Annotated in this window: 22 protein-coding genes; 2 read left to right on the forward strand and 20 right to left on the reverse strand. The window is 32.4% G+C overall.

Translation table 11 applies throughout. The features are described 5' to 3' along the window. Positions 1–16 precede the first annotated feature (16 nt). The gene (locus tag VUJ46_RS09955; RefSeq protein ID WP_326984825.1) at positions 17–1,252 is read right to left on the reverse strand and encodes an HD domain-containing protein; all 1,236 of its coding nucleotides are present in this window, start codon (positions 1,250–1,252) and stop codon (positions 17–19) included. A gap of 303 nt (positions 1,253–1,555) precedes the next feature. On the opposite strand from VUJ46_RS09955, the gene VUJ46_RS09960 reads away from it, so the two are divergent. Together VUJ46_RS09960 and VUJ46_RS09965 are read left to right on the forward strand one after the other, a co-directional pair. Continuing rightward, complete coding sequence (locus tag VUJ46_RS09960) at positions 1,556–3,100, forward strand: T9SS response regulator signal transducer PorX (protein ID WP_326984826.1); 1,545 nt, start codon at positions 1,556–1,558, stop codon at positions 3,098–3,100. Between the two features lie 84 nt (positions 3,101–3,184). Further along, positions 3,185–3,949 carry an exodeoxyribonuclease III gene (locus tag VUJ46_RS09965; protein WP_326984827.1) on the forward strand — a complete coding sequence of 255 codons (765 nt, stop codon included), beginning with the start codon at positions 3,185–3,187 and terminating at the stop codon, positions 3,947–3,949. A gap of 576 nt (positions 3,950–4,525) precedes the next feature. Here VUJ46_RS09965 and VUJ46_RS09970 read toward each other — a convergent pair. The 19 genes from VUJ46_RS09970 to VUJ46_RS10060 all read right to left on the reverse strand — a co-directional run bounded on the left by VUJ46_RS09970 (position 4,526) and on the right by VUJ46_RS10060 (position 23,942). Then, entirely contained in the window at positions 4,526–4,897 is a 372-nt protein-coding gene (locus tag VUJ46_RS09970; RefSeq protein WP_326984828.1) for a septal ring lytic transglycosylase RlpA family protein, read from the reverse strand. 478 nt (positions 4,898–5,375) lie between these two features. Then, complete coding sequence (locus VUJ46_RS09975; protein WP_326981209.1) at positions 5,376–6,716, reverse strand: IS5 family transposase; 1,341 nt, start codon at positions 6,714–6,716, stop codon at positions 5,376–5,378. Positions 6,717–7,137: 421 nt separating this feature from the next. Continuing rightward, on the reverse strand, positions 7,138–7,863 hold the full coding sequence (locus VUJ46_RS09980; RefSeq protein WP_326984829.1) for a hypothetical protein: 726 nt from the start codon (positions 7,861–7,863) through the stop codon (positions 7,138–7,140). A 26-nt stretch (positions 7,864–7,889) separates the two neighbouring features. Then, on the reverse strand, positions 7,890–8,393 hold the full coding sequence (locus VUJ46_RS09985; protein ID WP_326984830.1) for a hypothetical protein: 504 nt from the start codon (positions 8,391–8,393) through the stop codon (positions 7,890–7,892). A gap of 570 nt (positions 8,394–8,963) precedes the next feature. Continuing rightward, the gene (rimO, locus tag VUJ46_RS09990; RefSeq protein ID WP_326984831.1) at positions 8,964–10,265 is read right to left on the reverse strand and encodes a 30S ribosomal protein S12 methylthiotransferase RimO; all 1,302 of its coding nucleotides are present in this window, start codon (positions 10,263–10,265) and stop codon (positions 8,964–8,966) included. A 93-nt stretch (positions 10,266–10,358) separates the two neighbouring features. After that, complete coding sequence (gene rfbC, locus VUJ46_RS09995) at positions 10,359–10,904, reverse strand: dTDP-4-dehydrorhamnose 3,5-epimerase (protein ID WP_326984832.1); 546 nt, start codon at positions 10,902–10,904, stop codon at positions 10,359–10,361. Positions 10,905–10,919: 15 nt separating this feature from the next. Continuing rightward, positions 10,920–11,882 carry an MraY family glycosyltransferase gene (locus VUJ46_RS10000; RefSeq protein ID WP_326984833.1) on the reverse strand — a complete coding sequence of 321 codons (963 nt, stop codon included), beginning with the start codon at positions 11,880–11,882 and terminating at the stop codon, positions 10,920–10,922. Then, entirely contained in the window at positions 11,882–12,784 is a 903-nt protein-coding gene (locus VUJ46_RS10005) for an NAD-dependent epimerase/dehydratase family protein (RefSeq protein WP_326984834.1), read from the reverse strand. The genes VUJ46_RS10000 and VUJ46_RS10005 overlap by 1 nt, the downstream gene beginning before the upstream one ends. Then, complete coding sequence (locus VUJ46_RS10010; protein ID WP_326984835.1) at positions 12,781–13,977, reverse strand: glycosyltransferase family 4 protein; 1,197 nt, start codon at positions 13,975–13,977, stop codon at positions 12,781–12,783. The genes VUJ46_RS10005 and VUJ46_RS10010 overlap by 4 nt, the downstream gene beginning before the upstream one ends. Positions 13,978–13,995: 18 nt before the next feature. After that, complete coding sequence (locus VUJ46_RS10015) at positions 13,996–14,844, reverse strand: polysaccharide deacetylase family protein (RefSeq protein ID WP_326984836.1); 849 nt, start codon at positions 14,842–14,844, stop codon at positions 13,996–13,998. Then, positions 14,841–15,623, reverse strand: a complete 783-nt coding sequence (locus tag VUJ46_RS10020; protein ID WP_326984837.1) for a methionyl-tRNA formyltransferase — start codon at positions 15,621–15,623, stop codon at positions 14,841–14,843. The genes VUJ46_RS10015 and VUJ46_RS10020 overlap by 4 nt, the downstream gene beginning before the upstream one ends. 4 nt (positions 15,624–15,627) lie before the next feature. Further along, positions 15,628–16,764 (reverse strand): non-hydrolyzing UDP-N-acetylglucosamine 2-epimerase, encoded by a 1,137-nt coding sequence (gene wecB / locus VUJ46_RS10025; protein WP_326984838.1) that lies wholly within the window; start codon positions 16,762–16,764, stop codon positions 15,628–15,630. 20 nt (positions 16,765–16,784) lie between these two features. Then, on the reverse strand, positions 16,785–17,906 hold the full coding sequence (locus tag VUJ46_RS10030; protein ID WP_326984839.1) for a polysaccharide biosynthesis C-terminal domain-containing protein: 1,122 nt from the start codon (positions 17,904–17,906) through the stop codon (positions 16,785–16,787). Further along, a complete protein-coding gene (locus VUJ46_RS10035) occupies positions 17,903–18,328 on the reverse strand; it encodes a WxcM-like domain-containing protein (RefSeq protein ID WP_326984840.1) in 426 nt (141 codons plus the stop codon). Before VUJ46_RS10035 ends, VUJ46_RS10030 begins: the two co-directional genes overlap by 4 nt. Before the next feature lie 9 nt (positions 18,329–18,337). Further along, positions 18,338–19,372, reverse strand: coding sequence for a polysaccharide biosynthesis protein (locus VUJ46_RS10040; RefSeq protein ID WP_326984841.1), 1,035 nt, complete (start codon positions 19,370–19,372; stop codon positions 18,338–18,340). Beyond that, positions 19,356–20,489 carry a glycosyltransferase gene (locus tag VUJ46_RS10045; RefSeq protein WP_326984842.1) on the reverse strand — a complete coding sequence of 378 codons (1,134 nt, stop codon included), beginning with the start codon at positions 20,487–20,489 and terminating at the stop codon, positions 19,356–19,358. Before VUJ46_RS10045 ends, VUJ46_RS10040 begins: the two co-directional genes overlap by 17 nt. Before the next feature lie 4 nt (positions 20,490–20,493). Then, positions 20,494–21,813 carry an oligosaccharide repeat unit polymerase gene (locus VUJ46_RS10050; RefSeq protein ID WP_326984843.1) on the reverse strand — a complete coding sequence of 440 codons (1,320 nt, stop codon included), beginning with the start codon at positions 21,811–21,813 and terminating at the stop codon, positions 20,494–20,496. Between the two features lie 19 nt (positions 21,814–21,832). Next, positions 21,833–22,702 (reverse strand): 6-hydroxymethylpterin diphosphokinase MptE-like protein, encoded by an 870-nt coding sequence (locus VUJ46_RS10055; RefSeq protein WP_326984844.1) that lies wholly within the window; start codon positions 22,700–22,702, stop codon positions 21,833–21,835. Further along, the gene (locus VUJ46_RS10060) at positions 22,695–23,942 is read right to left on the reverse strand and encodes a hypothetical protein (RefSeq protein WP_326984845.1); all 1,248 of its coding nucleotides are present in this window, start codon (positions 23,940–23,942) and stop codon (positions 22,695–22,697) included. The genes VUJ46_RS10055 and VUJ46_RS10060 overlap by 8 nt, the downstream gene beginning before the upstream one ends. Positions 23,943–24,075: the final 133 nt, after the last annotated feature.

The following is a 24,075-nucleotide window of genomic DNA, read 5'->3' on the forward strand; positions in this document are numbered from 1 at the left end:
TTTAGGATTAACAATTTTAATATACTTTAAGATTTCCGGTTGCGTTTTCTCTCGGAAAGGTTAGGATGTATCTTATCGTTTTATTCACAATTAAGCCTGATAAAAGCTGGTCCTCGGATTCATCGAGTCTCAATTTTGTACCGTCTTTCTGCAATAAATAAATAGGTTGTTTTTCGGTATCATAAGGAAGAAGTTTTCGTGTAATTTCATGAACCACTTCATTTGCATTATCAATTCCTAAAATTTCGTTCCCATTTTTTATTTTTTCCTCAATAAATTTTGCTTCAAACGGATGTGATGAAATAATTGTTTTCGGTAAATTTCGCTGAATCACACATTTACACCAGTAAGATAAGACATAGTTTTCAGAATTCTGCCACAATTTCATCGCCTGAATAATATCATTATCATCCAACTGAGTGAATCTTTCCACATCTTCATCGGAGGCAGCGGCTTTTCCACGATGTAAAAAGTAGTTTAAATTACCGGAGGCCGGCAGTTCAAACCCCTGAGAAACTAGATATTTAGCCCTTTCTAAAACTTTAACTAAAATAAATTCCGCTAACGCCGAAGTTTTGTGATAATATACCTGCCAATACATGAACATTCTGGCAGTTAAGAAATTTTCTATGGAATAAACACCTTTGGCATCAATCACCAGTTCGCCTTCTTCACATACATTCATCATAGAAATAATTCGCTGGGTATTAATATTTCCTTCGGAAACACCGGTAAAGAAACTGTCCCGCTTTAAATAATCAAGTCTATCTACATCCAGTTGTGAAGAAATAAGCTGATTGAAAAATTTTCTATGGTATTGACCCTGAAACATTTCTATTGCAACAGAAAGCTGACCTTCAAACTCAATATTTAGCCGGTTCATCAGTAATAATGACAGATTTTCATGATGCCAGTCATCCATCAACATACTTTCCAATGCATGAGAAAACGGACCATGACCAATATCATGCATTAAAATCGCCAACATCGCTCCTTTCTCTTCTTCTTCAGAAATTTTCACTCCTTTCTGTTTTAAGGTATCCAGTGCTGTCACCATAAGGTGCATCGCCCCCAGTGCATGATGAAACCGGGTATGTGTCGCCCCCGGAAATATAAGATTTAAAAGTCCGGTCTGCCCGATTCTTCTTAATCTCTGAAAATAGGGATGTTCTATAATGTCAAATAAAATTTCGTATGGAATTCTGATAAAACCGTGAACAGGATCATTAATGATTTTTAGCTTATTCTGCATAAAAAGTCTGATTAGTAAACAAAGTTAGGAAATTTAAAATTGAAGATCCATTAAATTTTCATTAAAAGAACCGTACCCTGCAACGTTATTTTATCTGTTGCCCAATGGCGATATGTCAATTAATTTTTATCAATAAAATCTTTCATTAACGCATTAAAAATTATATCTTCATCCATTCAAGTTACTGAGTGAACCATGTATTTCTTTTTAACTATTATTTAACGTAAGATCCTTCTATTTTTAGGAGATTTTAGAAAGAATTGGTCAGCAATTTGATACCATAAACCATGTAAAAAAAATAGTATGTCGGAAAAAATATTATGGATTGATGATGAAATAGATTTACTTAAACCTCATATCGTATTCCTAGAGAAAAAAGGGTATCACGTAACCCCTGTTAATAACGTAAACGAGGCTTTAGAGCTTATGGATTCAGAAAAATTCGCATTGACACTTATCGATGAGAATATGCCGGGAATTTCGGGACTTGAAGCAATCCCGATGATCAAGGATAAGGATAATTCGCTGAAAATCGTTATGGTTACGAAAAGCGAGGAAGAGCATATCATGGAGGAAGCTATTGGTTCCCAGATCGCAGATTATATCCTGAAGCCTGTAAATCCGAATCAGATTTTATTATCATTAAAGAAAAACCTTCAGCAAGATAATCTCGTAGAGCAGAAAACCATATTACAGTACCAGCAGGAATTTAGAAAACTCTCGATGGAGCTCTCTTATCTACGAACGTATCAGGAATGGGCTGAATATTATAAGAAAATAGTAAATTGGGAAATAAAATTTGACAAGGTAGCCGATAGTGAATTTGCCGACCTTCTCCAAAGCCAGAAGGAAGAAGCGAATATTCAGTTTGCCAAATTTATAGAGAACAATTATGAAGAGTGGCTGCACCATCACGATAAACCTCTGATGAGCCATACCCTTTTCAAAGAAAAGGTAAAACCTGAGGTGGAGAAAGACAAGGTTCTCCTGTTGATGATCGACAACCTAAGGTATGATCAGTGGAAAGTAATTGAACCTTTATTTACCAAATATTACCGAAAATCGTCTGAAGATTACTATTACAGTATACTACCAACGGCAACCCAGTATGCCAGAAACTCTTTTTTCGCAGGTTTAATGCCTTCTGAAATCGAAAAGCGCTTTCCGGATAAATGGTTCAATGATAATGAAGAAGGAAACAAAAATGAATTCGAGCGTGATTTCCTGGAAGATCAAATGAAACGAATTGGTTTAAGTTCAAAATCAATGAAGTATTTAAAAGTTTTGAATGCTGATTTTGAAAGAAAAATATACGACGATTTTAATCAGCATAAAAATAATGATCTTTTGGTAATTGTGTACAACTTTATCGATATTCTGTCTCACGCGAAAACAGATAATCATATTGTTGACCAGTTGATTCGTGATGACAAGACCTTCAGATCTCTGACATTGAACTGGTTTGAGAATTCATCTTTATTAAAAATCATTAAAACGGCTGCGGAAAGCGGCTTTAAACTGGTGATTACAACCGACCACGGCACCGTATATGTAAAAAAACCAAGTAAAGTGGTAGGTGACAGAGAGACCTCTACCAATATCCGATACAAAACAGGTAAAAGCTTAACGTATGATGACCGCGATGTATGGGCAGTAACAAACCCTGAAAAATTATTTTTACCTAAAGGAAATTTAAGTTCAAAATATATCTTCGCCAAGAACAATACTTTTTTAGCTTATCCTAAGAACTATAATCACTTCGTGAATTATTATAAAGAGACCTATCAACATGGAGGAATTTCACTGGAAGAGTGTATTATTCCGATCAGTATATTAGAACCCAAATAGTTTTTTCATAGTTTATTCCATTTTGGGTTGAGCCGGAAAAGACCGAGAGGGTTTTTTCCGGCTGTTTTTTTTTATTTTTGAAGCATGAGATTAATTACCTATAATGTAAACGGCATAAGAGCTGCTTTTACAAAAGATTTTTTAGGCTGGCTTACAACTGCAGATCCTGATGTGATCTGTATTCAGGAGAGCAAAGCCGGAACCGACCAGATTGATATCGAAAGTCTTGAAAATCTGGGATATTACAGTTACTGGCATTCGGCAAAGAGAAAAGGCTACAGCGGCGTAGGAATTGCGTCTAAAATAAAGCCTAATCATGTGGAATATGGTTGCGGTATAGAGAGCTACGATAATGAAGGAAGAATCATTCGTGCGGATTTCGACGGATTCTCTGCAATTTCAGTATATGTTCCTTCTGCTTCAAATATCGAAAGGCTGGATTTCAAAATGCAGTTTTGCCACGATTTTCTCGCTTATATTAAAGAATTAAAAAAGACCATTCCTCATTTAATTATTTCAGGGGATTTTAACATCTGTCATCAAGCGATTGATATTCACAATCCGATCGGCTTAAAGAATGTTTCAGGGTTTTTACCGATGGAGAGGGAATGGATGACCGATTTTATTAATGAATGTGAATTAATTGATTCTTTCAGATTTTTTAATAATGAACCGGATAATTACACCTGGTGGAGCTACAGACAAAATTCCCGGGAAAGAAATAAAGGATGGAGATTAGATTATAACTTTACCAGTTATGCTTTAAAAGATAAGCTTTCGAGGGCCGTTATTCTAAAAGAAGCGGTGCATTCCGACCATTGTCCTGCCTTAGTAGAATTAGACCTTTAAAGGATCAGTTTCAAAACTTGGGGAGAAATTGTTTAGATGTATTTTTTTGCCACGAATGCACGAATATTTTTATTTCCTACAGATATGACGGATTTTCACAGATGCTGCTGTCTCTGTTGGCTTTTCGCAAAGACGCAAAGACATTTTTTAATACTCTATGTTTTTAAGGCGCAAGGATTTTATCTTCGATAAAATGGAGGGCTGAAAAATAATCGCCACGAATGCACGAATATTTTTATTTCCCACGGATCGCAAAGATTTTCACAGATGATATCGTTGATTTTCTTTGCTTCACCCTTCCGGTCTTTTTATCAATAGAACGGCTAGGTCAGACTTAAAAACGGGAGTTGTCAAAAAACTTGGCGGGGCTTCGTGTTCAATATGTAAAGTGTAAGGAAAAGAATCTGCATCATCTGCAAAATCTGCGAGAGCAAAAAATCTCACCTTATAGTATCTAAACTCTTTTGCCTAGTCCCCAAATTTTGTACTTGATCCCAACTTTTGTATTTGATCCCCTTTAAAACAAAGCAAAAAGCCAACTTCTCAGTTGGCTTTTTTAATTTAAAATCATAAATTTTAATCGACAATTTCATATTCTACCGGAATGGTACCGTGATCGATATTTCCGATTTCATCGAACGCGGCTTTAGACATATCTAAAGCTCTTGCAGAATGGTAAGGCCCTCTATCATTAATCTTCACAATTACCTCTTTACCATTATTCAGGTTAGTAACTTTTACATTAGTCCCGAATGGAAGCGTTCTGTTAGCTGCAGTAAATTTTGAGTTATCAAAAATTTCTCCGCTGGCTGTTTTTCTACCATTAAACTTATCGTGGTAGAACGATGCATAACTTGTTTTTTTCGCATCTATGGCATTATTCTTGAAAGAATAGATACCAAAGGTTGAAATCATCATTATGATTACGAGAATGAATCTTTTCATCATTTTGAACTTTTATTGGTTTTGACTTGGCAAATGTATCAGTAAAGTTCTAATGAGCCTATTCCATTTGTTAAAATATGTTAACGAAAAATCAATTCTGTGTTAACTACATCTGTAACTGCCTATTAATAGGGGATTTAAACGACATTGTTAAAAAACGTTAAAATACAGCTTAAAAAGTTAATAAAATTAACTAATTAAAACATAATTTAAATTTTTTAATTTTAAAAACACTTGATTATCAAGTAAATAAATATTTTAAGAATATTTATCCACATATTAAAGTTCCAAGCGTAAAAATTGGGGACTGAGCAAAAAGTTTAGATCGTTTGAAAGTTAAAATAGGAATTTGATTTTTACTTCCCAGGGATTTCCACAGATGATACTGTTGATCTAATGTCAAGCATTTAAAAAGCTTAAAAAAATCTGAGCCTAAATTTTAATGTCAATCTTTTGTTCTAGCAGATTATGTAGTCGCTCCTTAAAAAGCTGTTTTTTGACTTTGAAAATTATATTTGCCTAAAAAGATTCGGAGAACAAGTTCGAGCCAAAGAAGAATTTGTTGTTTGATTTGATTCAATCTCATCTTCAAATTGTATCCAATCCCTGCTAATAATGCATTATTAATATCTCCAGCCACTCCTTTCAGGAAGTTTAATCCTAAGGAGTGGTTTCTTTTTAAATGAGAGATACAAGGTTCTATGGCTGCTCTTGCCCGGAATCTTAATCTGGCTACTTGTTGCCCATATTTTGTTTTTTCTTTTTTTGCGGGAAGCAAAATTGCTGTTCCTTCCACTTCTTTGATTCCTTTAAATCCTCTGTCTGTAGTGGCTTTCGTAGGTCTTGTTCCGCCAACGGATTTTCTTACCCTCTCACTCTGTGCCAATGATTCTTCAAGAGTTTTACTATCGTGAGGATTGCCAGAAAATCTCTTTACCGAGCTGATGATCCCTGTTTTCCGACCTCTTACTACTGCTACTTTTGTCCCAAACTCGTATGCTTTTCCCGATTTTCCTTTCGCAATACACGCAACTTGTGGCTCGTGAAGACTGTAAATTTTATCTTTCGTGGTACGTTCTTGGGTGAGTGCTTTAAGGTAAATTTTAAAAACGTCTTCGTAGCCTTTCAAAACATCTTTAGGAAGTTTTCTTTCCAATTCCCGAAGAACTCTTTTACCAATCGTCCTGAGCTTTTTCCTCGCCATTTTTGCCTTCTTCTGTCTTCTGGGATGATGTCCAAAAAAAGCGTCCCGCAATAATTGTTTGCTCACTCTTCTGTAGCTTTGTCTTTGTACAACGCTCTCTTTTTCTGCTATTTTTCTACAATTGTCGATTACTTTTTTTGCTAATTTGGCATCGGTAGGAAAGGTAATGTTCTTCTCCTGAACCGTCGTATCTACCTGAACTTCATCTTCTGTTTTGGCTTTGGGATGGAGAGAAACGCTTTGTCCCAAAAGAAATTCCAAACCCTTATCTCCAATTCTTTTTCTGAAGTGTACAAAATTGCTCGGATCGAAAGGCTGCTCTGTCTGGAAAAAGGTTTCTCCGGTAAAATATTGCCAATACGCATTCTCAATCCATCTCTCTATTACACTTTCATCACTTTCTTTAAACATTTCCTTGAGCAAAAGCATTCCTGCTATTTTACGGATAGCAATAGAAGGTCTTCCGTTTTCTGAAAATAATTTCTCAAACTCTGACTCCATTTTATCCCAGGAAATCTCCCCAGCTAATTTTACCACCGGATGCTCCATATTAATAAGCTCCGTAAGCCTGGTCTTGAATAAATTCTGCTGTAAATCCTCTCTTATTTTGCCTAACATTTTGCCACTTTTTATATCCTAAAAATACAATTTATTGCAATTTTTTACAACGATTTTTTACGAAATATAAGTGCATAAAACTGATAATCAAAATATTACTTGGTTTTTAAGGAATGACTATGTAGATACCGCCGATTGATTTTTATTAAACCTAAAATATTGAACATTAAGTCCACTGAGTTTTTTTAACAAGTATCCGTTTTAAATGTCCCCAGGCTGCTCTTTTGATGAAAGACCACTAAGATTAAGCAAAAAAATATCAGCAGTATATGAAAACCCTGGTATCTGTGGGAAATAAAACACCTAAACAATTCCCCCAAAGTTTTGAGATTGAACCCAAATAAGTCTATCCTATTGTATAAAAACAAAAAACCAATGAAAAATTTCATTGGTTTTTTGTTTTTATTTGATTTAAATATTACTATTTCAAATATTCTAATACATAATCATACGTTCCTGTAGGATATACTACAGACATACTAGGAGAACCAGTAACAGCCGCACCACTAGTAGTATCATAAGAATATAACTCTCTTGCATACACCGTATTTGTGCCAGCCTTATAGATGGTAATACCATACATCGAAGTAATACCAGCTGGAGCAGGAATTGTCACAGCAGTACTACCTGCAGTTGTAGTGAAAGTTCCTTTAATCCCATAAATCTGAGCGTTGTTTACCATTCTGTTAGTAACTGTTTCTGTGGTTAAGATATTCTCTTTAGCACCATTACCTACGATCGGTCTCCATGTACCACCATTCACTGTAGTTGATTTATTATCATAGTACCAAAAACCTGCGAACAAAGATTGAGATGTAGCACCTATGCCAGCAACGCCAGAAGTAGCAGTATTATAAACGATCATACCATCAAAACGAGTAGGATAATTATTTGGAATACCTACACCACCAGGACCAGCAGGGTTAAAAGCAGTAAAAGTAGTAAGATCCACTCTAGGAAATATTAAACCTTTACCGACATTAGTGGTTGGGTTCGTACTCGTATTTGAAGATGCATCAATAAATGCAGAACTATTAGCAATTGAAGGGTTTGCCGAAGTATTTACAATTCTTACTTGAGCAAAAGAGTAGCTTACACCAGCTGTCATTAGTATAACAGCCAAAAATTTATTTGTGAAATTTTTCATAATTGAATTTTTAAAATGTTATACAATTAGTAACCAGATAAATATGACCATGATCCTGCACCAGTACCTCCTAAATAAATTAATATTGTAGCTTGCTGAGTCGGAATAGATGTATTTGCTGTTTCTCTAGGAGCAGGTATAATATCTATTGTTTGATCACCGCTGTTTGAAATATACAATCTTTTTCCTACAGGTATACCCGTTGTAGGCAATGTAACAGTCTGGCCTGTAATACTAACATTAAACAGAATAATATCTTCTGTAGTTGGAACTACATAGCTTGCTGTCTGAACTGCTGAAACAACTAAAGCAGGGTTTACAGGTGTTCCCCCTCCAAACGGTCTCCAAACATTATTACCTGCCGTACCATCATAGTAGTGAAATCCTGGAGCTGTAACATTAACTGTCTTTCCTGTTCCTGTACCTCCTAAACCAGTAACAAAAACCAATGCACCATTCTGAGTACTCGGAGTACCGGCTGTGCCGTCTACATAAGCGGCATTCTTAGCTTCTAATTGAGCTCTTGTCATACGAGGGACTAGTAACGCATCGGGTCTGGTAGCGTCAGCAGTGTTGGCTGCCACATCTAAAGTAGCTGCAGGCGTGGTAGTATTAATACCAACTCGTCCTTGCTGCGCGTTGGAAAACGCTGCGAAACAAACAAGCATTGTTGCTGTGAATAAAAATTTTTTCATAAGTTTTTAAAGATTTTAATTACATTTTTTTCACCAATAATTTTTTATACCATGAAATCTATCGATTCCAACTTGTGCTTACTTTAAAAATCAAAATCCTAAATACGTCAAATCAAAAACCATTCCGCTTCTGATTTTCGACATTGTTAATCCTTTAATTTTCAACAAATAGCATGTACAAAAAACTATTCTTGTTGCAAATTTATGATTTAATTTTTTAATTTCATTATGATCTTTTAAAAAAATTATAAAAAATACTAAAATCAAAAATTAAAAATCTGAATACCAGTCAATTAAAATCATACCAATCTAATGATATGATGTATTAAGTTTTATTAATACGATACTCAGCGTAGAAAAACGTTAGTAATTTTCTATAGGTTGTGATATAAAAAAAGCAAATACTTAAATTAATTCACCATAAAGATCAAATTCCTCAGCAGAGGTGATTTTTACCTCCGCAAAATCTCCAATCGAAATATAGGTATTTTCTGCAGACACCAATACCGTATTGTCTACGTCCGGAGAGTCATATTCTGTTCTTCCGACAAAATAATTGCCCTCCTTTCTATCAAATATGCATTTATATATATTCCCGATTTTCTCCTGATTTTTCTCCCATGAGATTTGAGACTGCAGCTCCATAATCTCCTCTACCCTCGCTTCTTTAGTTTCCTGTGGAATATCGTCCTCCAATACATACGCACCTGTATTTTCTTCATGAGAATAGGTAAAACAACCTAATCGATCGAATTTCTGCGTCCTTACCCACTCTTTCAACTCCTGGAAGATTTCCTCTGTTTCGCCGGGGTAACCGACAATAAGAGTTGTTCTGATGGCCATGTCAGGAACTTTTTCTCTGAATTTACCTAAAAGCGCATTGGTTTTTTCATGAGAAGTGCCTCTCTTCATGGACTTCAATAAATCTGAGTTGATATGTTGAAGCGGGATATCAATATAATTACATATTTTAGGTTCTTCACGAATGATATCTAAAACATCTTCAGGGAAACCGCTTGGGAAGGCATAATGAAGACGAATCCATGCGATTCCTTCTACTTTTACCAATTCCTTTAATAAATCTCCCAGAGCGCGTTTTTTGTAAATATCTAAACCATAATACGTAAGATCCTGAGCAATCAAAATCAATTCTTTAGTTCCTTTTTTAGCTAACTTTTGAGCTTCAAGGACTAATTTTTCAATAGGGGTTGACACGTGCCCCCCTCTCATTAATGGAATTGCACAAAAAGAACAAGGTCTGTCGCAACCTTCAGAAATTTTAAGATACGCATAATGTTTCGGCGTAGTGGTCAATCTTTCTCCCACCAATTCATGCTTATAATCAGCACCTAGGTGTTTTAACAAAATAGGAAGATCTCTTGTTCCGAAATACTGATCAACATCAGGGATCTCTCTTACTAAATCCGGCTTATATCTTTCAGAAAGACATCCGGTAACAAAAACTTTTTCAACTTCGCCTCTGTTTTTGGCATCTACATAATCAAGGATGGTGTTAATCGATTCTTCTTTAGCATTATCGATAAACCCGCAGGTATTAATCACTACAATATCTCCTCTGTCCTCGTGAACAACCTCTTTGCCATTAGCTTTCAGCTGACTCATTAAAACTTCAGAATCATAAACATTCTTGGAACATCCAAGGGTTACCACATTGATTTTCTTCTTACCTACAGATTTTGTGCGCATCTTTTTGATTTTGAGTTTGCAAAGATACAAAATATTGAAAGGTTTGAATTAAAAAATAAAAACCACTTCAATGAAGTGGTTTTCAATATCCTATTAAAAGTTTCTTTCTGAAAATGTGGGTAATACACGGTCTTTTTCCGACAATTGGACAGCGTCTAACGGCAATTTCCAGTCAATATTTAATTCAGAATCATTCCAAATTACACTCCCTTCAGACTCTTTATTGTAAAAGTTATCACATTTATAAGCAAAAATAGCAGTCTCACTTAACACTGAAAATCCGTGCCCGAAACCTCTTGGTATATATAACTGAAGTTTATTTTCCGGAGTTAACTCAATTCCGAACCATTTTCCGAAAGTAGATGAATTTTCTCGTAAATCAACAGCGACGTCATACACCTTTCCTTCCAAGCAAGAAACTAATTTAGCCTGTGCATGCTCGCCTTTCTGCAAATGAAGACCACGAAGAACTCCATAAGAGGATTTTGAAATATTGTCCTGAACAAAATGCCCGTTCATTCCTGTAAGCTCTTCAAATTTTTTTTCATTGAATTTTTCGTAGAAGTATCCTCTGTCATCCTCAATAACAGTGGATTCTATAATATAACAGTCCTTTAATGGAGTTTCTTTAATTTTCATAATTTATTTTGTTTTCTAGAGATTATATTGTTTTTTCAAACTCCATTTTAGCCCTAAATAAAGACCACCAAGCGGGATAAAAATAAGTGAAATTATCACCCATATGGGAAATTGCGAATTTATTAAAAATATATTTACTATGAATTGAAAAAAGGTATATACAGAACTAATTATCAAATGAGAAACTTTCTTCTCATTAGCAAAAAGCTGATATAGATGTCTTCTGTGTGCTTCGAAAATGTTCTCTTTCAATAAAATTCTTTCAATAATCGTTAAAACAACCTCCATTCCATAAATTGAAAGTAATAAGATGAATTTATATTCACCCGTTCTCATAATAAGTAAAGTAATCAAACCTATAACCCAAAACCCAATTCCCATACTTCCTACATCTCCCGCAAAACATTTTGCTTTTTTTCTGAAGTTAAAAAACAGAAAAACCATACACGCTAAAATAGGATACAAAATAAAATTTTCATCCGTAAACGGGATAACATTTTTATTGATGTACAGTATTGAGCTTAATGTAACTAAGCTGTAAGCACCGGTCATTCCATTAATTCCGTCCATAAAATTATACGCATTCAACGTACCTATGATCAAAATGAATAAAATGGGCCAAACCCAAAATGGCATCAAAACGAATGCTCCCGTAAAATAAAGTAATAAAACCACCGAGATTAAATGGATAGAAAGCCTAATTCTATTGGAGAGTGTTTTCACATCATCAATAAAACTTACAGTACAAATCGCGAGTAATCCCAAACCAAACGACCCATAATTATCTATTGCTTCGGTTAGATTAAAAAGACAAAAAACAATAAAGGCAATTGGATAAATAATACCTCCTCCACGAAGTGTAATCTGTGTGTGTGCGCTTCTATGATTTGGTTTATCTATAATATTGTATTTATCTGCAATTTTAAAATAAACCACTATTGAGATAAATAATATAATTGTGACTAAAATATATTCCATTACTTTAATTGGAAACTTTTAATTGTTTTTATTAAACCCTCCTTTGCAGATACGGGAAGTTTTTCAATTCCTAAGGCATTTTTAATCTTGCTATTAGAGACAATTCTGCTCATCGTAATTTTTCCTAGTGTGTTTGAATTAAAGGGTAATTTCAGCATATCTCCAATTTTTGCAAACGTACCAAATACAAATCTCGGAATAAAGAGTTTTTTTACTTTAATCTCTCCGTGCTGCCTGAAGCTTTCGATAATTTCCAAAGTAGAGAGTCCTTCATCATCATTTACATTATATATTCCGGAAGGAATAGTTTTTTTCTTAGAAATTATCCCTTTTATAAAAAAAACAAGATTATCGACTGCTAAAAAACTTCTATTATTATCATAAGAAGCAAACGGATATGGAATTCCCTTTCTCAAAAAATTGTAAAGTTGAAAAATAGTTCCTTTATCCTGAGGACCGTGAATTCTTGTAGGTCTTAATAAAGTAATTTTTTTATCTGTAAAATTAATTTTTTCCAATAAAAATTCTTCCGCTTTTCTTTTTGTAATTCCATAATGAGATATCGGATTACATGGAGCATCTTCGCTAAGATTACTATCACTCATTAATTCTTCAACGGCAGCAATACTGCTGAAGTGTATTAAAAGTTGGGCATCAGATTTCTCAAAGAAATCGTATAATTTTACAACAGAATTAAAATTTGACTCCAAATATTGTTCATAAGGAATGTTTTTTTCACCATCACCTGTTTTCCCAATACAATTGATAATAACATCTGATTCTTTAAAATCTTCAAAGCCAGTTTTTCGCAGATCAGGAGTTATAATTTCAAAATCACCTTCAAGTTCATTCTTCAAATATCTGCCTAAATAACCATTTGCTCCCGTTATCAATATTTTCATACAATATTTTTAAATTTATTAAGAATAATTTCTTCAGAAAAATGACTGACAGCTAAATTTCTTGCGTTTAGTCCTTTTATTCTAATAGATTCTTTTTCGTTTGTAGTAATTTGATTAAAGAAATTAAGCAATTCTTCTTTTTGACCGGGCTTAAAGTGATACCCAATATTATACTCATCAATCAATAAAGCTACTTCCGAGCTTTTGTCACCAATATACAAAATTGGTTTTCCTGCTGCCAGAATATTATATGTTTTAGAAGGAACACCTAATCCTAACATTTTATCTGAAAGTGTAACAATGGCAATTGTACAGGAATTAATGATCTGATTTTGCTGAGTTCTTGAATAAGGCGGCTTAAAACTTACATTTTTTAGTCTGTTTTTTTCAACATACTCTTCAAGATATGGTTTCATTTTTCCGCTTCCTACAAATTCAAAAGATAGATTATCATTAGCTATTTTTCCGATAATTTCAATTAAAGAATCCAGCCCTTGAATAGATCCCAGGTTACCTGCAAATTGAAAAACAATTTTTTCAGATGCTCCTCTGATATTTTCTTCAGGAAATATATTTTCTACATCCGCCCAGTTTTCAATAATGCTTATTGTCGGCTTTTTATGAAAATTTTTAAGCTTGTTATTAAAGATATCTTTCATATCTCGTCCCAATACAATTACATTATCGAATGTAGAATAAGCTTTATCAAAAATACTTTTTACTATTTTATACTTAAAGCTGTTTTCATTATCGACAAAACCTCCGGCTAATGTATTTTCGGGGAAAACGTCATGTACAAGTATGGTAACATCTATTTTTTTGAACCTTTTCACAATGCTTGCAAAAACAAGAAATGTCGCGGGATTTGTAACCGTAAAAATTTTATCTCCAGATTTCACTTTAAACAATAAATGAAAAAAAAATCCGAATGAAAGCGAAAGAAGTTTTAAAATTCTTGAAAGGGTTTTATCTTTATCTCCGCTATAGCTTTTTATTCTTTTCAGTTTTATATCGGGGTTAAGCTTTAAATAATCGGAGCTTTTATTTTTGTCGTAAGAAGGAAATCCGCACACAACCTCAACATCATATTTTTCTGCCAATTTATTACATATCTTGGTCATGATATATGAAGTAGAAGTTTCTTCAGGATAGAACAATTCCGAATATACCCACAGTTTCGTATTTTTTTTCATTATTATATAGAAAGGAAACTATAATTTGTTTGAATGTAAATCCTGAAAGGTTACAAATTCATAATCATTTTCCTTTAGCAGCTTTATAAGTTTATGCATTTTCTTTTCAACAGACTTTCTTCCTGCATTGAATCTTAATTTTGTTTTCGCGTCTGTATTTTCCGGTACTTTTATATTGTAGTTTTTTGAAAATTCAAAAGGGTGAATGTAAAAGAAATAGTTTCCATTTGTTTTTAAATATTTTTTCAATAATTTTTTTGTTATAAACCATGGAAATATTCTAAGATACCCTCCTCCTGAGACCGGAAGACTCTTTCCAACAACTTCTACAGTACTTGCTTCAAACTCAAAAAAGTTATCTTTTTTATAAATATCCGTCTTTAGCTTATCAAAATTATCCAAATCTATTCTACCGTACAAATCATGAGAATCAAACTTAATCTTGCTGGAGTCATAATTAAGATTAAATTCATTTTTAAGAATATCCAATCTTTCTCTGTCTAAGCTGAAACATGGAGCTCTATATCCTTTAGCTTCAATATTTAAAATATCTTTTAATACAGCTAGTCCTTTTTCAGTATCTTTTCTGAAATCATCAATTTTAAGATTCAAGGGTCTGATGTGTGAATAAGAATGAAGAGCAATTTCATGTCCGTTCTCAATAATTTTCTTTAACTGTTTTTCATACTGAGACACAAGTTCCCCAACAACAAAAAAAGTTGTTTTAATATTATATTGATTTAGTAAATCCAAATATATATCTAACCCATCCATAGTAGATTGGCTGGTATCACATTCTTCTTTTTTAAAGTAGTCAAGATGAAACCAATCTTCCACATCCATTCCAAGAACTGCGTATTTTTTCATATCAATCTACCTCCGTTTTTTCTGAAATCCTTAAAATTTTCTACTGTTGGCCAGGTAAAATAGCTTCCTTCGTGTACAGGATTATCTTTTGCTTCCTTAGTTCCGTTGTGAATATTTTTAATGACCTCACACATTACATTTCCGCCCACTTCTTTTGTCTTTTCGATAAGCGTTTTCATTGTTTCATTCGGTGCTATTTCTACTCTTTCTTGTCCTAAAATTTTACCATTATCGATTTTAGAATCCATATAGTGAACGGTAACGCCCGTAGATTTTTCTTTTTTATACAGAGTCCAAAAACTTGGCATCACCCCCGCGTAATGAGGAAGATATGAGCAGTGAAGATTAATACAACTATTCTTCGGAATACGAAGTAATTTATCTTTGAAGACCACCGGAGCAGAATAAGAAACAATAATATCAGGAGATAAAGTATTCATTCTTGCTAAGAAGCTTTCTTCATTTGGGTTTGAAATAACACTAAACGGAATATTATACTTTCCAGCAACAGCTTTTAAACTTCTTGGCTGAACTTTTAATTTATATCCAAAAATAGAATCTATTGTATTAATCACTTTATGACTAACGACAGTTAAACCCATTTTAACAGTCTGCGCCCAGCCAAAACCTTTAATAAATAAATCTTTTTTGTTTACAAGGCTGGACTTTGTGTGTATATCTATAATCTCGGTAATTTCTACAAATCCAAGTTTTATAAGTTTTTCAATGTTTCGTGGAACAGAAAAAGAATCTTCCTGTGTTAAAATTATGATCTTCATATTTTTATCTTTTACTCCAAACTACTCTATTCACATAGTCTGTATAACTTAAAATAATTCTGACTACTTTCTCCGAAACATTCGGCATAGAATAATCTGAAACCGGTCTGTAATTTCTGTCTTTACCTGTTTTTTGTTGCTGAAGCTGAACCAATCCCTGCAAAATTCTTTCAGGAGATAAACCAACCATCATTACAGAAGCCTCTTCCATCGCCTCAGGTCTTTCGTGAGTATCTCTTATATTAAGTGCTCTGAAGTTTAAGATTGATGATTCTTCAGAAATAGTTCCAGAATCCGATAAAACCGCGTAACTTCTCATCTGCAAAGCATTATAATCATGAAACCCTAATGGTTTTAGAAATTGAATTTCGGGTCTTACCTCCACTTTCATTTTATCAATCATATTTCTTGTCCTTGGATGGGTAGAAACGATAATTGGATAACCAAATTTCTCGGCAATTGAATTTAAGCTTTCAATTAATCCGTTAAAATTTTTCTCTGAATTGATGTTTTCTTCTCTGTGCGATGAAACCACGAAATACTTTCCTTCGTCTAAATTGAGACGGTTTAGAACATCTGAACTTTCAATTTGTGGCAAATAATGGTTTAGTACCTCAAACATCGGGGAACCTGTTTTGATAATTCTATCTGCAGGCAATCCTTCTCTCAGTAAATACTCTCTTGCAATATCAGAATACGTTAAATTGACATCTGATGTATGATCTACAATCTTTCTATTAGTTTCCTCTGGAACTCTTTGGTCAAAACATCTATTTCCTGCTTCCATATGGAAAATCGGAATTTGTCTTTTTTTAGCAGGAATTGCACAAAGGCAAGAATTGGTATCACCTAAAACCAAGAAAGCATCAGGCTTCAACTCTTCCAATAACGGATCTATCTTAATTAAAATATTCCCTACCGTTTCTGTTGCTGTTTTTCCGGCAGCTTCCAGAAAATAATCGGGTTTACGAAGACCTAGATCTTCAAAGAAAATCTGGTTCAATTCGTAATCATAATTTTGTCCTGTATGAACGATAATATGGTCAACAGCTTCGGAAGCATCCAAAGCTGATAATACTCTTGATAATCTTATAATTTCCGGACGAGTTCCTACGACCGTCATCACTCTTAATTTTTTCATCTTACTATTTTAATATTTGTCTAAACTTCTACAAAATAAGTATCTGCATCTTCTGGATTAAAGGGTTCATTAATCCAGAAAATGGTATATAATTCTTCTTCTCCTATATTTTTGATATTATGTGTATACCAGATTGGCATATCCACATAGGCAGGTTCATTTCCATTAAGATAAAAATCTAATACCTCATCCGTATCAATTTTCCTGAGTTGAATTAATGCTTTCCCTTTAATTACAGCAAATCGTTCGATTTTTCTGGTATGAAAATGATTTCCTCTGGTGATTCCCGGAACTGTAGTCGAAAATGAGCACTGTCCACCAACACCTAATCGTATCACTTCAACAAATGCTCCTCTTGGGTCTGTATGTTGTGTAAATTTAACGGGATAATGATTTTTTATATCAAAATAACAGCGAAAAGTATTAAATAAATTTAAATCAAATCTCGTTTCTAAGGTAGGAATTTCGCCATTATCTAAGTATAATTTTTTATAGTGTTCTAATTTCTGAAGAACTTCTGAAACTTTATTTATAGAAGTATTAGGCACTTCATACAATGTATTAGTCTTCTCACTATCAATTTGGCTTATAATTTCCTGAACAAGCTCTCCGACATAAATTAATTTCACCTCACCATCATTATCAATAATAGGAGTTTCACCATGGGTAAGTTTATAACAAAAAGTAGCAATGAAAGAATTGTAATTAGGCTTCCCAAAAGGTCCAAATACATTAGGTATGATAAGTCCTGTAAATTTGCCTCCTGATTTTTCTGCCCAATTCGCCAGAAGTTCTCTTCCATCCTTTTTTGATTGACCGTAAAGATTATCTTTTTCTTCCTGCGAAGAAGATGAGAAAAGAACATGCGCTTTAGACTTTGTTTTTTCAAGAGAAAGTATCAATTTTTTAACAAGATCAATATTATTGTTATAAATAACCTGCGGATCATGGTGACGATTCATGGCAGCAAGGTGTATGATAACGTCACATTGCCCTACAAATTCATCGAACTTTTCCTGATTATCAAAAAATTCTCTTTCGAAATGTATTCTTTCAAACTTATCAGGTTGTAAGCCTAAAGTATTATATAAATGTGACCCAACGAAACCGTTTTGCCCTGTGATACCTATTTTTTTTTTCATTTTAATTTTTCAAAATAATTTATTTCAAAACGATACTCATCCTTTAATTCTCCCATTAAATAATCTGCCATCACAATCAATTTTGAGTTATCTTCTTTTGCCTGAATTGCAGTGGCAAATCCTCTCGGAACATGAAGAATATTAAAAGACTGACTACTCAGTTCGAATTCCAATATTTCAGCTTTTTTATTAGGATTGTTCCAATTATCAACTTGTACCAATCTTATCACAAAACTTCCCTGTATTGTACTAAACCAACGTTGTTCTACCTCATGCCCTGTCCATCCTCTGATAGAATTTATATTCTTATTTTCAATAAAGTAAATTCTCTTGACTTCAGAAGCATTAAAATTATTATTGAAAAATAAATCCCCTCTTTCATCGGAATATTTTCCTCCTTCAATGATTTTAGGAAAGCTCATATTTAAATTTTAATCGGGATATTGCATTGTATCTTCTCCCAGAACTTCTTTTCGTATTAATGGAAGTTTTAACAAAAGTTGTTTCATTCCTTCCACGTCTTCCTGCTTTGTGTTATGAGAATGGTAATCTTCTATTTTGGAAATATCTTCTACCCCTTCCGAAAAATACTGAGCGTAGTTAAGATCTCTGTTATCTGCAGGAATTCTATAGAAATCTCCCATATCTTCAGCTTTAATCATTTCTTCCCTTGTACAAAGCGTTTCATACAATTTCTCACCATGTCTGGTACCGATAACTTTAATAGGATTCTCTACTTTAAACATTTCTTTTAAAGCTTGTGCAAGATCTCCAATGGTTCCTGCCGGTGCCTTATTTACAAATAAATCGCCTGAGTTTCCGTGTTCAAAAGCAAAAAGAACCAAATCTACAGCTTCCTCCAATGACATTAAAAATCTTGTCATATTCGGATCTGTGATCGTAATAGGTTCACCTTTTTTAATTTGTTTTACAAATAATGGAATTACGGAACCTCTTGATGCCATTACGTTTCCGTACCGTGTAAGACAAACTGTTGTATTTTCTAAATCTCTGGATGCTGCTACTGCCACTTTTTCCATCATAGCTTTAGAAATTCCCATGGCATTGATAGGATATGCAGCTTTGTCTGTACTTAAACAGATCACTTTTTTTACAATATTTGCGGCTGCTGCATCAATTACATTCTGAGTACCTTCAACATTCGTTTTTACAGCCTGCATCGGAAAAAATTCGCAAGACGGAACCTGTTTCAAAGCTGCTGCATGAAAAACATAATCAACACCTCTCATTGCCGGTTCAATACTTCTGTAATCTCTTACATCACCGATATAAAATTTCAGTTTATCATTTTTAAACTGATTCCTCATATCATCCTGCTTCTTTTCATCACGGGAAAAAATTCGGATTTCTTTAAAGTGATCAGTATCAATAAACTTTCTGAGCACTGCTGTTCCGAAAGAACCGGTACCACCTGTGATCAAAAGTGTTTTATTTTTGATTATCATAATTATCTTTCACTATTTTTTTTATAATATTCATATATTCATTTGTTCTATCCATACTAGAGCCAAACCGTTGAAGATTTTTGGTTCCTGTATTAACCAATTTATGTTTCATTTCTTCATTGAAGGAGAGCTCATAAATTGCTTTTGCATACGAATCGGGGTTTACGGGCTCACAGTAATAAGCTGCCTCACCGCAAATATCGCGAGAAAATCCTAAATCAGATGCAATTATAGGCTTTTTCATAAACATTGCTTCTAAATAAGTAGCAGAAAATACTTCCAACAAACTCGGTATGAATACAATCTGTGATTGCTCATATAAAGACGGAATGCTTTCGAGATTTACCTTGCCCAGATACTCAATATATTGATCACAAAACTCAGGATAATTTAACTCTTCTTTAGTTAATGTAATTAAAAATTTGAAATTATCCATAGTAAACTTTTCTTTAAGTATCATAATTATTTGAGGAATAATCATCATATTTTTATGTGGATAATTTGCAGTAAGAAATAATATATTAATTGATTTAGAAGATATTCCTTTATATTCTATCCATTTAAATTTATTTGAAAATATTTCATTTAGAGTATTGCCCACTGTAAAAGAATTATTTTCGTAACCCGATCTATTTATAAATATTTGTCTTGCATTTTCTGTTTCAAAAACTAATGAATCTGAATTTTTTTTAAAACTGTAAGTTTTTATTATTGATAAGATTTTATAATAAATTTTTTCTTTTATAGAGATTTGCTTAAAAAACGGAGAATCAGGATAAATAATATAGGGTATTGCAAAACCCACAAGCTTTGGGAAATTACTTTTGTGATACGAAGGACCAAAAATTGTAAAAATACAATCAGGATACACAGAATTTTCTATTTGGCTTACACTTTTGATTCTTTTTCTTTTAGACTTTTCTTCTTTTTTTCCTAAATTATAAAAGGTAAAATTATCGGGAAAAACATCATCTTTTAATACCTGAACACAATTTATCGATAGTACTACATGAAAAGTATGTAAAGAATTTAATTTTTTTAAATCTCTCAGAAATGATGCTGCCACTTGTAAACCTCCCCCTGCAAATAAATTTGAATTATCTATCAGAATCTTCATACTATTATTTTTTGAATAAAAATCTATATACAAAATAAAAACTACAAATTAAGCCTAAACTAAAAGCAAAAGAGCTTAACAAATCTCCACGTAATACGAAAAAAAGCATTCCTAAAAGTATAAAATATAAAATACTTAAATAATTTCCTTTCACAACATTATCATTCAACCAGTACAGTTTATCAATTTTAGCCGAAGTATAGCCTAAGATAATTATAAAAATAAAAATACCAATGAATCCAAAATTTATATAACCTTCTGCAAAATAATTTGCTGAAATATTACTAAAATCTAAATTTAAAACTTCTGCAACATATGCTCCAGAGCCTACCGGTTTTGTAGTCCAGATCGTTCTAGGGATCCAGAAAAATAGCACTCCAAGTAATTGATTACCATAAGTAATAAAATCATATTTTAATATCAAGGCAAAGTTTTGAAAACTATCAAAATGTCCTGTTTCGAACATTTTTAGATTATACTTCATTTCTATTTTATCAAACCCCTTAAAATTTCTAAAATTATCTAGCACTGGGAAGATAAAAAATATGCCTAAAAACACTAAAATAGATAGTACATTTTCTTTACGTAATTTGGGAAATATAATTAGTAAAAAAGGAATATATATAGCAGCAGCATAAAATCTAGGAATTCCTGTAGGAAAACATGTTACAACTCCTAAAATAAGCAAGACTATATAAGCTAATATATTTTTTTGTTTTGACATATGATACATCATAAAACAAATAATAGGAATCGGTCGTATAAACTGTTGGATTAAAAGATATATTGTTGTTGATTTTTCTTCACCAGCATCAGTAAGTTCGCCTCCCCTTAATATTATATTGAGAATATTAAAATTGTGATAATTAAAAACAATAAAAGAGCATATGAAACATACGATAAGAATTTTAACATTTCTAGAAAATGAAACTTTCTCTACAAGTTCAAATCTTTCTGTTTTAATTTTATTAATATGTAATATTTTACTAAAAAATTGATAAAATGCTATATAAAAAATCAAAATGAAAATAACAATGATATTAGTAAAAAAATAAAATTCTTCTCCGATGAATGGAGCACCATAAAAAGTTGATTTACTATAAAATTGTAACAATGGTGCAATCCCAAAAAACAGATAAGAAAAAATAAAGAAAAACTTTATAAAGGAATATCGATAATTTTTTTTATTGAAAATTTGCAAGATTGAAATAATCTGTATTATTATGCTGGTAATATACACCCTACTTGAAAAATGCGGTATATCACCATTGTAAAATACAATAATGCTAAATAAGATTAGTATGCTACGTAAAATAGTATTCATCGTTCGTTATATGTCAAATTTATTGACGATCAAATGCATCAATCCAAGAAGTATCGCTAAAGTTTTTAATTGATACTCCTTCAACGGCTGCAAAACTACGTATAATATGATAACTGTTAAACGCCCTTGACAAACTGGCAAACTCTTCATGAACCTTAACAGAGGTACCATCCGCGTTTATATGAGGAATCAACTTTTCCTTATTATCATAAAAATGTTTATCTTTTGTATATAAAACATTGTCTTTCTGCATAATATACCCCTCATGCCACGAATGATCTCCACCCCATAAAATGATATTACTGAATTTCATTTTAATACTGTAGAACAGACATGCCGTCAAAACATTTTGAAAAAGGGGGTTTGCGATGCCAAATTTAAAGAATATATTATTAATAGCATCACTCCCGCCTACAATCGGAGTGCTTTTGAAGAGCTGAACTTTGATCTTAGGATTTTCTTTAATCCTATTGAAAGCCTCTCCAAATCTCGCATAAGACGGGACAATAACTGTCATGTCCCAATTTGTTTTAGAAATCATATTACCGAAAGCATCCTCCTGTACTTTTTTAATGTGTGGTTCAGGATCATTGATAAAAAAAGCAGAGTCTGCCATTACATAGTAATTAGGCTTTATTTCTTCATACTCTTTTGCGCAGGAAAAAGAATTTACAACCATTACGGAATCGGATTCGCTTTTCATCGTTACAATCTTATTGTAATCATCTTTTAATGATGGCCCATTCCCTAACACAAATATTCTGTCAGAACGTTTATTTTTTTTAAAAACATTTCTGAAAATAAGGTTTCTTGGAAGAAGTAATATAACAATAATACAGTTTAATAAATTTTCTACGATTTTTAGAGTTTTTTGATAGTACTTAAACATTCTTTAAATATTTTACATTAACAAAATAATACACTGTAAATGAATTAATTAACTGGATAATAAAATAAAATATAATAAAATTATTCATATGAAACAGATAAATTAAAGACAACATTAAAATCCATGAAACAGCATTTGAACTTAGCTTTAGAAAAAAGTAATATTTGTACTTATCTAAGATCATTAAATAAGGTGCCGATATCCATTGAAAAATATTAAGAAAAAACACCAGAATTACAAAACACAAGGAATAGATAAATGTATTATCTATTTTCGGAAGAATTCCAGGAATTAAATTCCTTACAATAAGTAATAGCAGAGCTAATACCAGAAGACCTCCTGCTACCTTTATATACATAAATTTAATGCTTTTTGTATACGTGCGCGCATCAGCCATACTTTGTGCCAAGAGTTCTTTAAGCTTAGGCACATATACTTGATTAATCCCATTGGAAAGCAACTGAATCATCGAAAACATATTTAACAATAATCCCAATGCCAATAGCTGTTGTTCTGAACCCGAGTATATTTTTGAAAAATTTAAAAAGCCCAAACCTGTCCCCCACCCTATAAATGCGATAATCATGGAATATTTCACTCTCTTTAATAAAGAAATAAAATGAATAGATTTAAATTTAAATATATTTTTATATAGTTTATTTTTGATAAAGAAGAAGATAAAAAATATTGAAATTCCTGAAAATTTCCCTAAAAAGAAGGCTAATACTTTATCATCAAATGTTAAAAAAAATACAATACAAAAAACAAAACTTAAAAAGAATGGTATTGATTTATACTGTATTGCCAACTTATGATTGGCCGATATTTGTAAAGAAACAGATATATAATTTACAATGGTTGTAACAAAAGCATTTCCTATAATAAAGAGAATTACATAATGTAAATTATAGTTATAATACTGATTAATTTGCTTCTGAAATAAAAAGTAAATGCCGATATATAATAAAATTTGAATTATAGAAAAATCGAAAAATCCTGAAAACAGCGTCTTGATTTTATTTTTTTTGTATGAATAAAGAACATCGACATAATAAGAGAAAAAACTCATCGTAATTAATGCTTCCAATGAAATTAAGAGCATTAGTTTCAGATATAATTCTTTATTAATAAATGTTGCAATGATAACAAGTAATAATTGATTTCCTCCTTTTGCAAGGCCTTCAAAAATCGTATAATAAATACTTGTAAAATTTAGTTTCTTTGTTAGGTTAAAAATCATTTCCGATTATTGATTCCAAAACAAAAATAGTAATATAAAAATACTCTTATTATTATAATATGAACTCTTTTTGTTTTTAATTTAAAGATAATGCCCGATGTAACAACAGGCATTATCTATTTATAAATTTTAT

The sequence above is a fragment of the Chryseobacterium sp. MYb264 genome, from assembly GCF_035974275.1.
Lineage (GTDB): Bacteria > Bacteroidota > Bacteroidia > Flavobacteriales > Weeksellaceae > Chryseobacterium.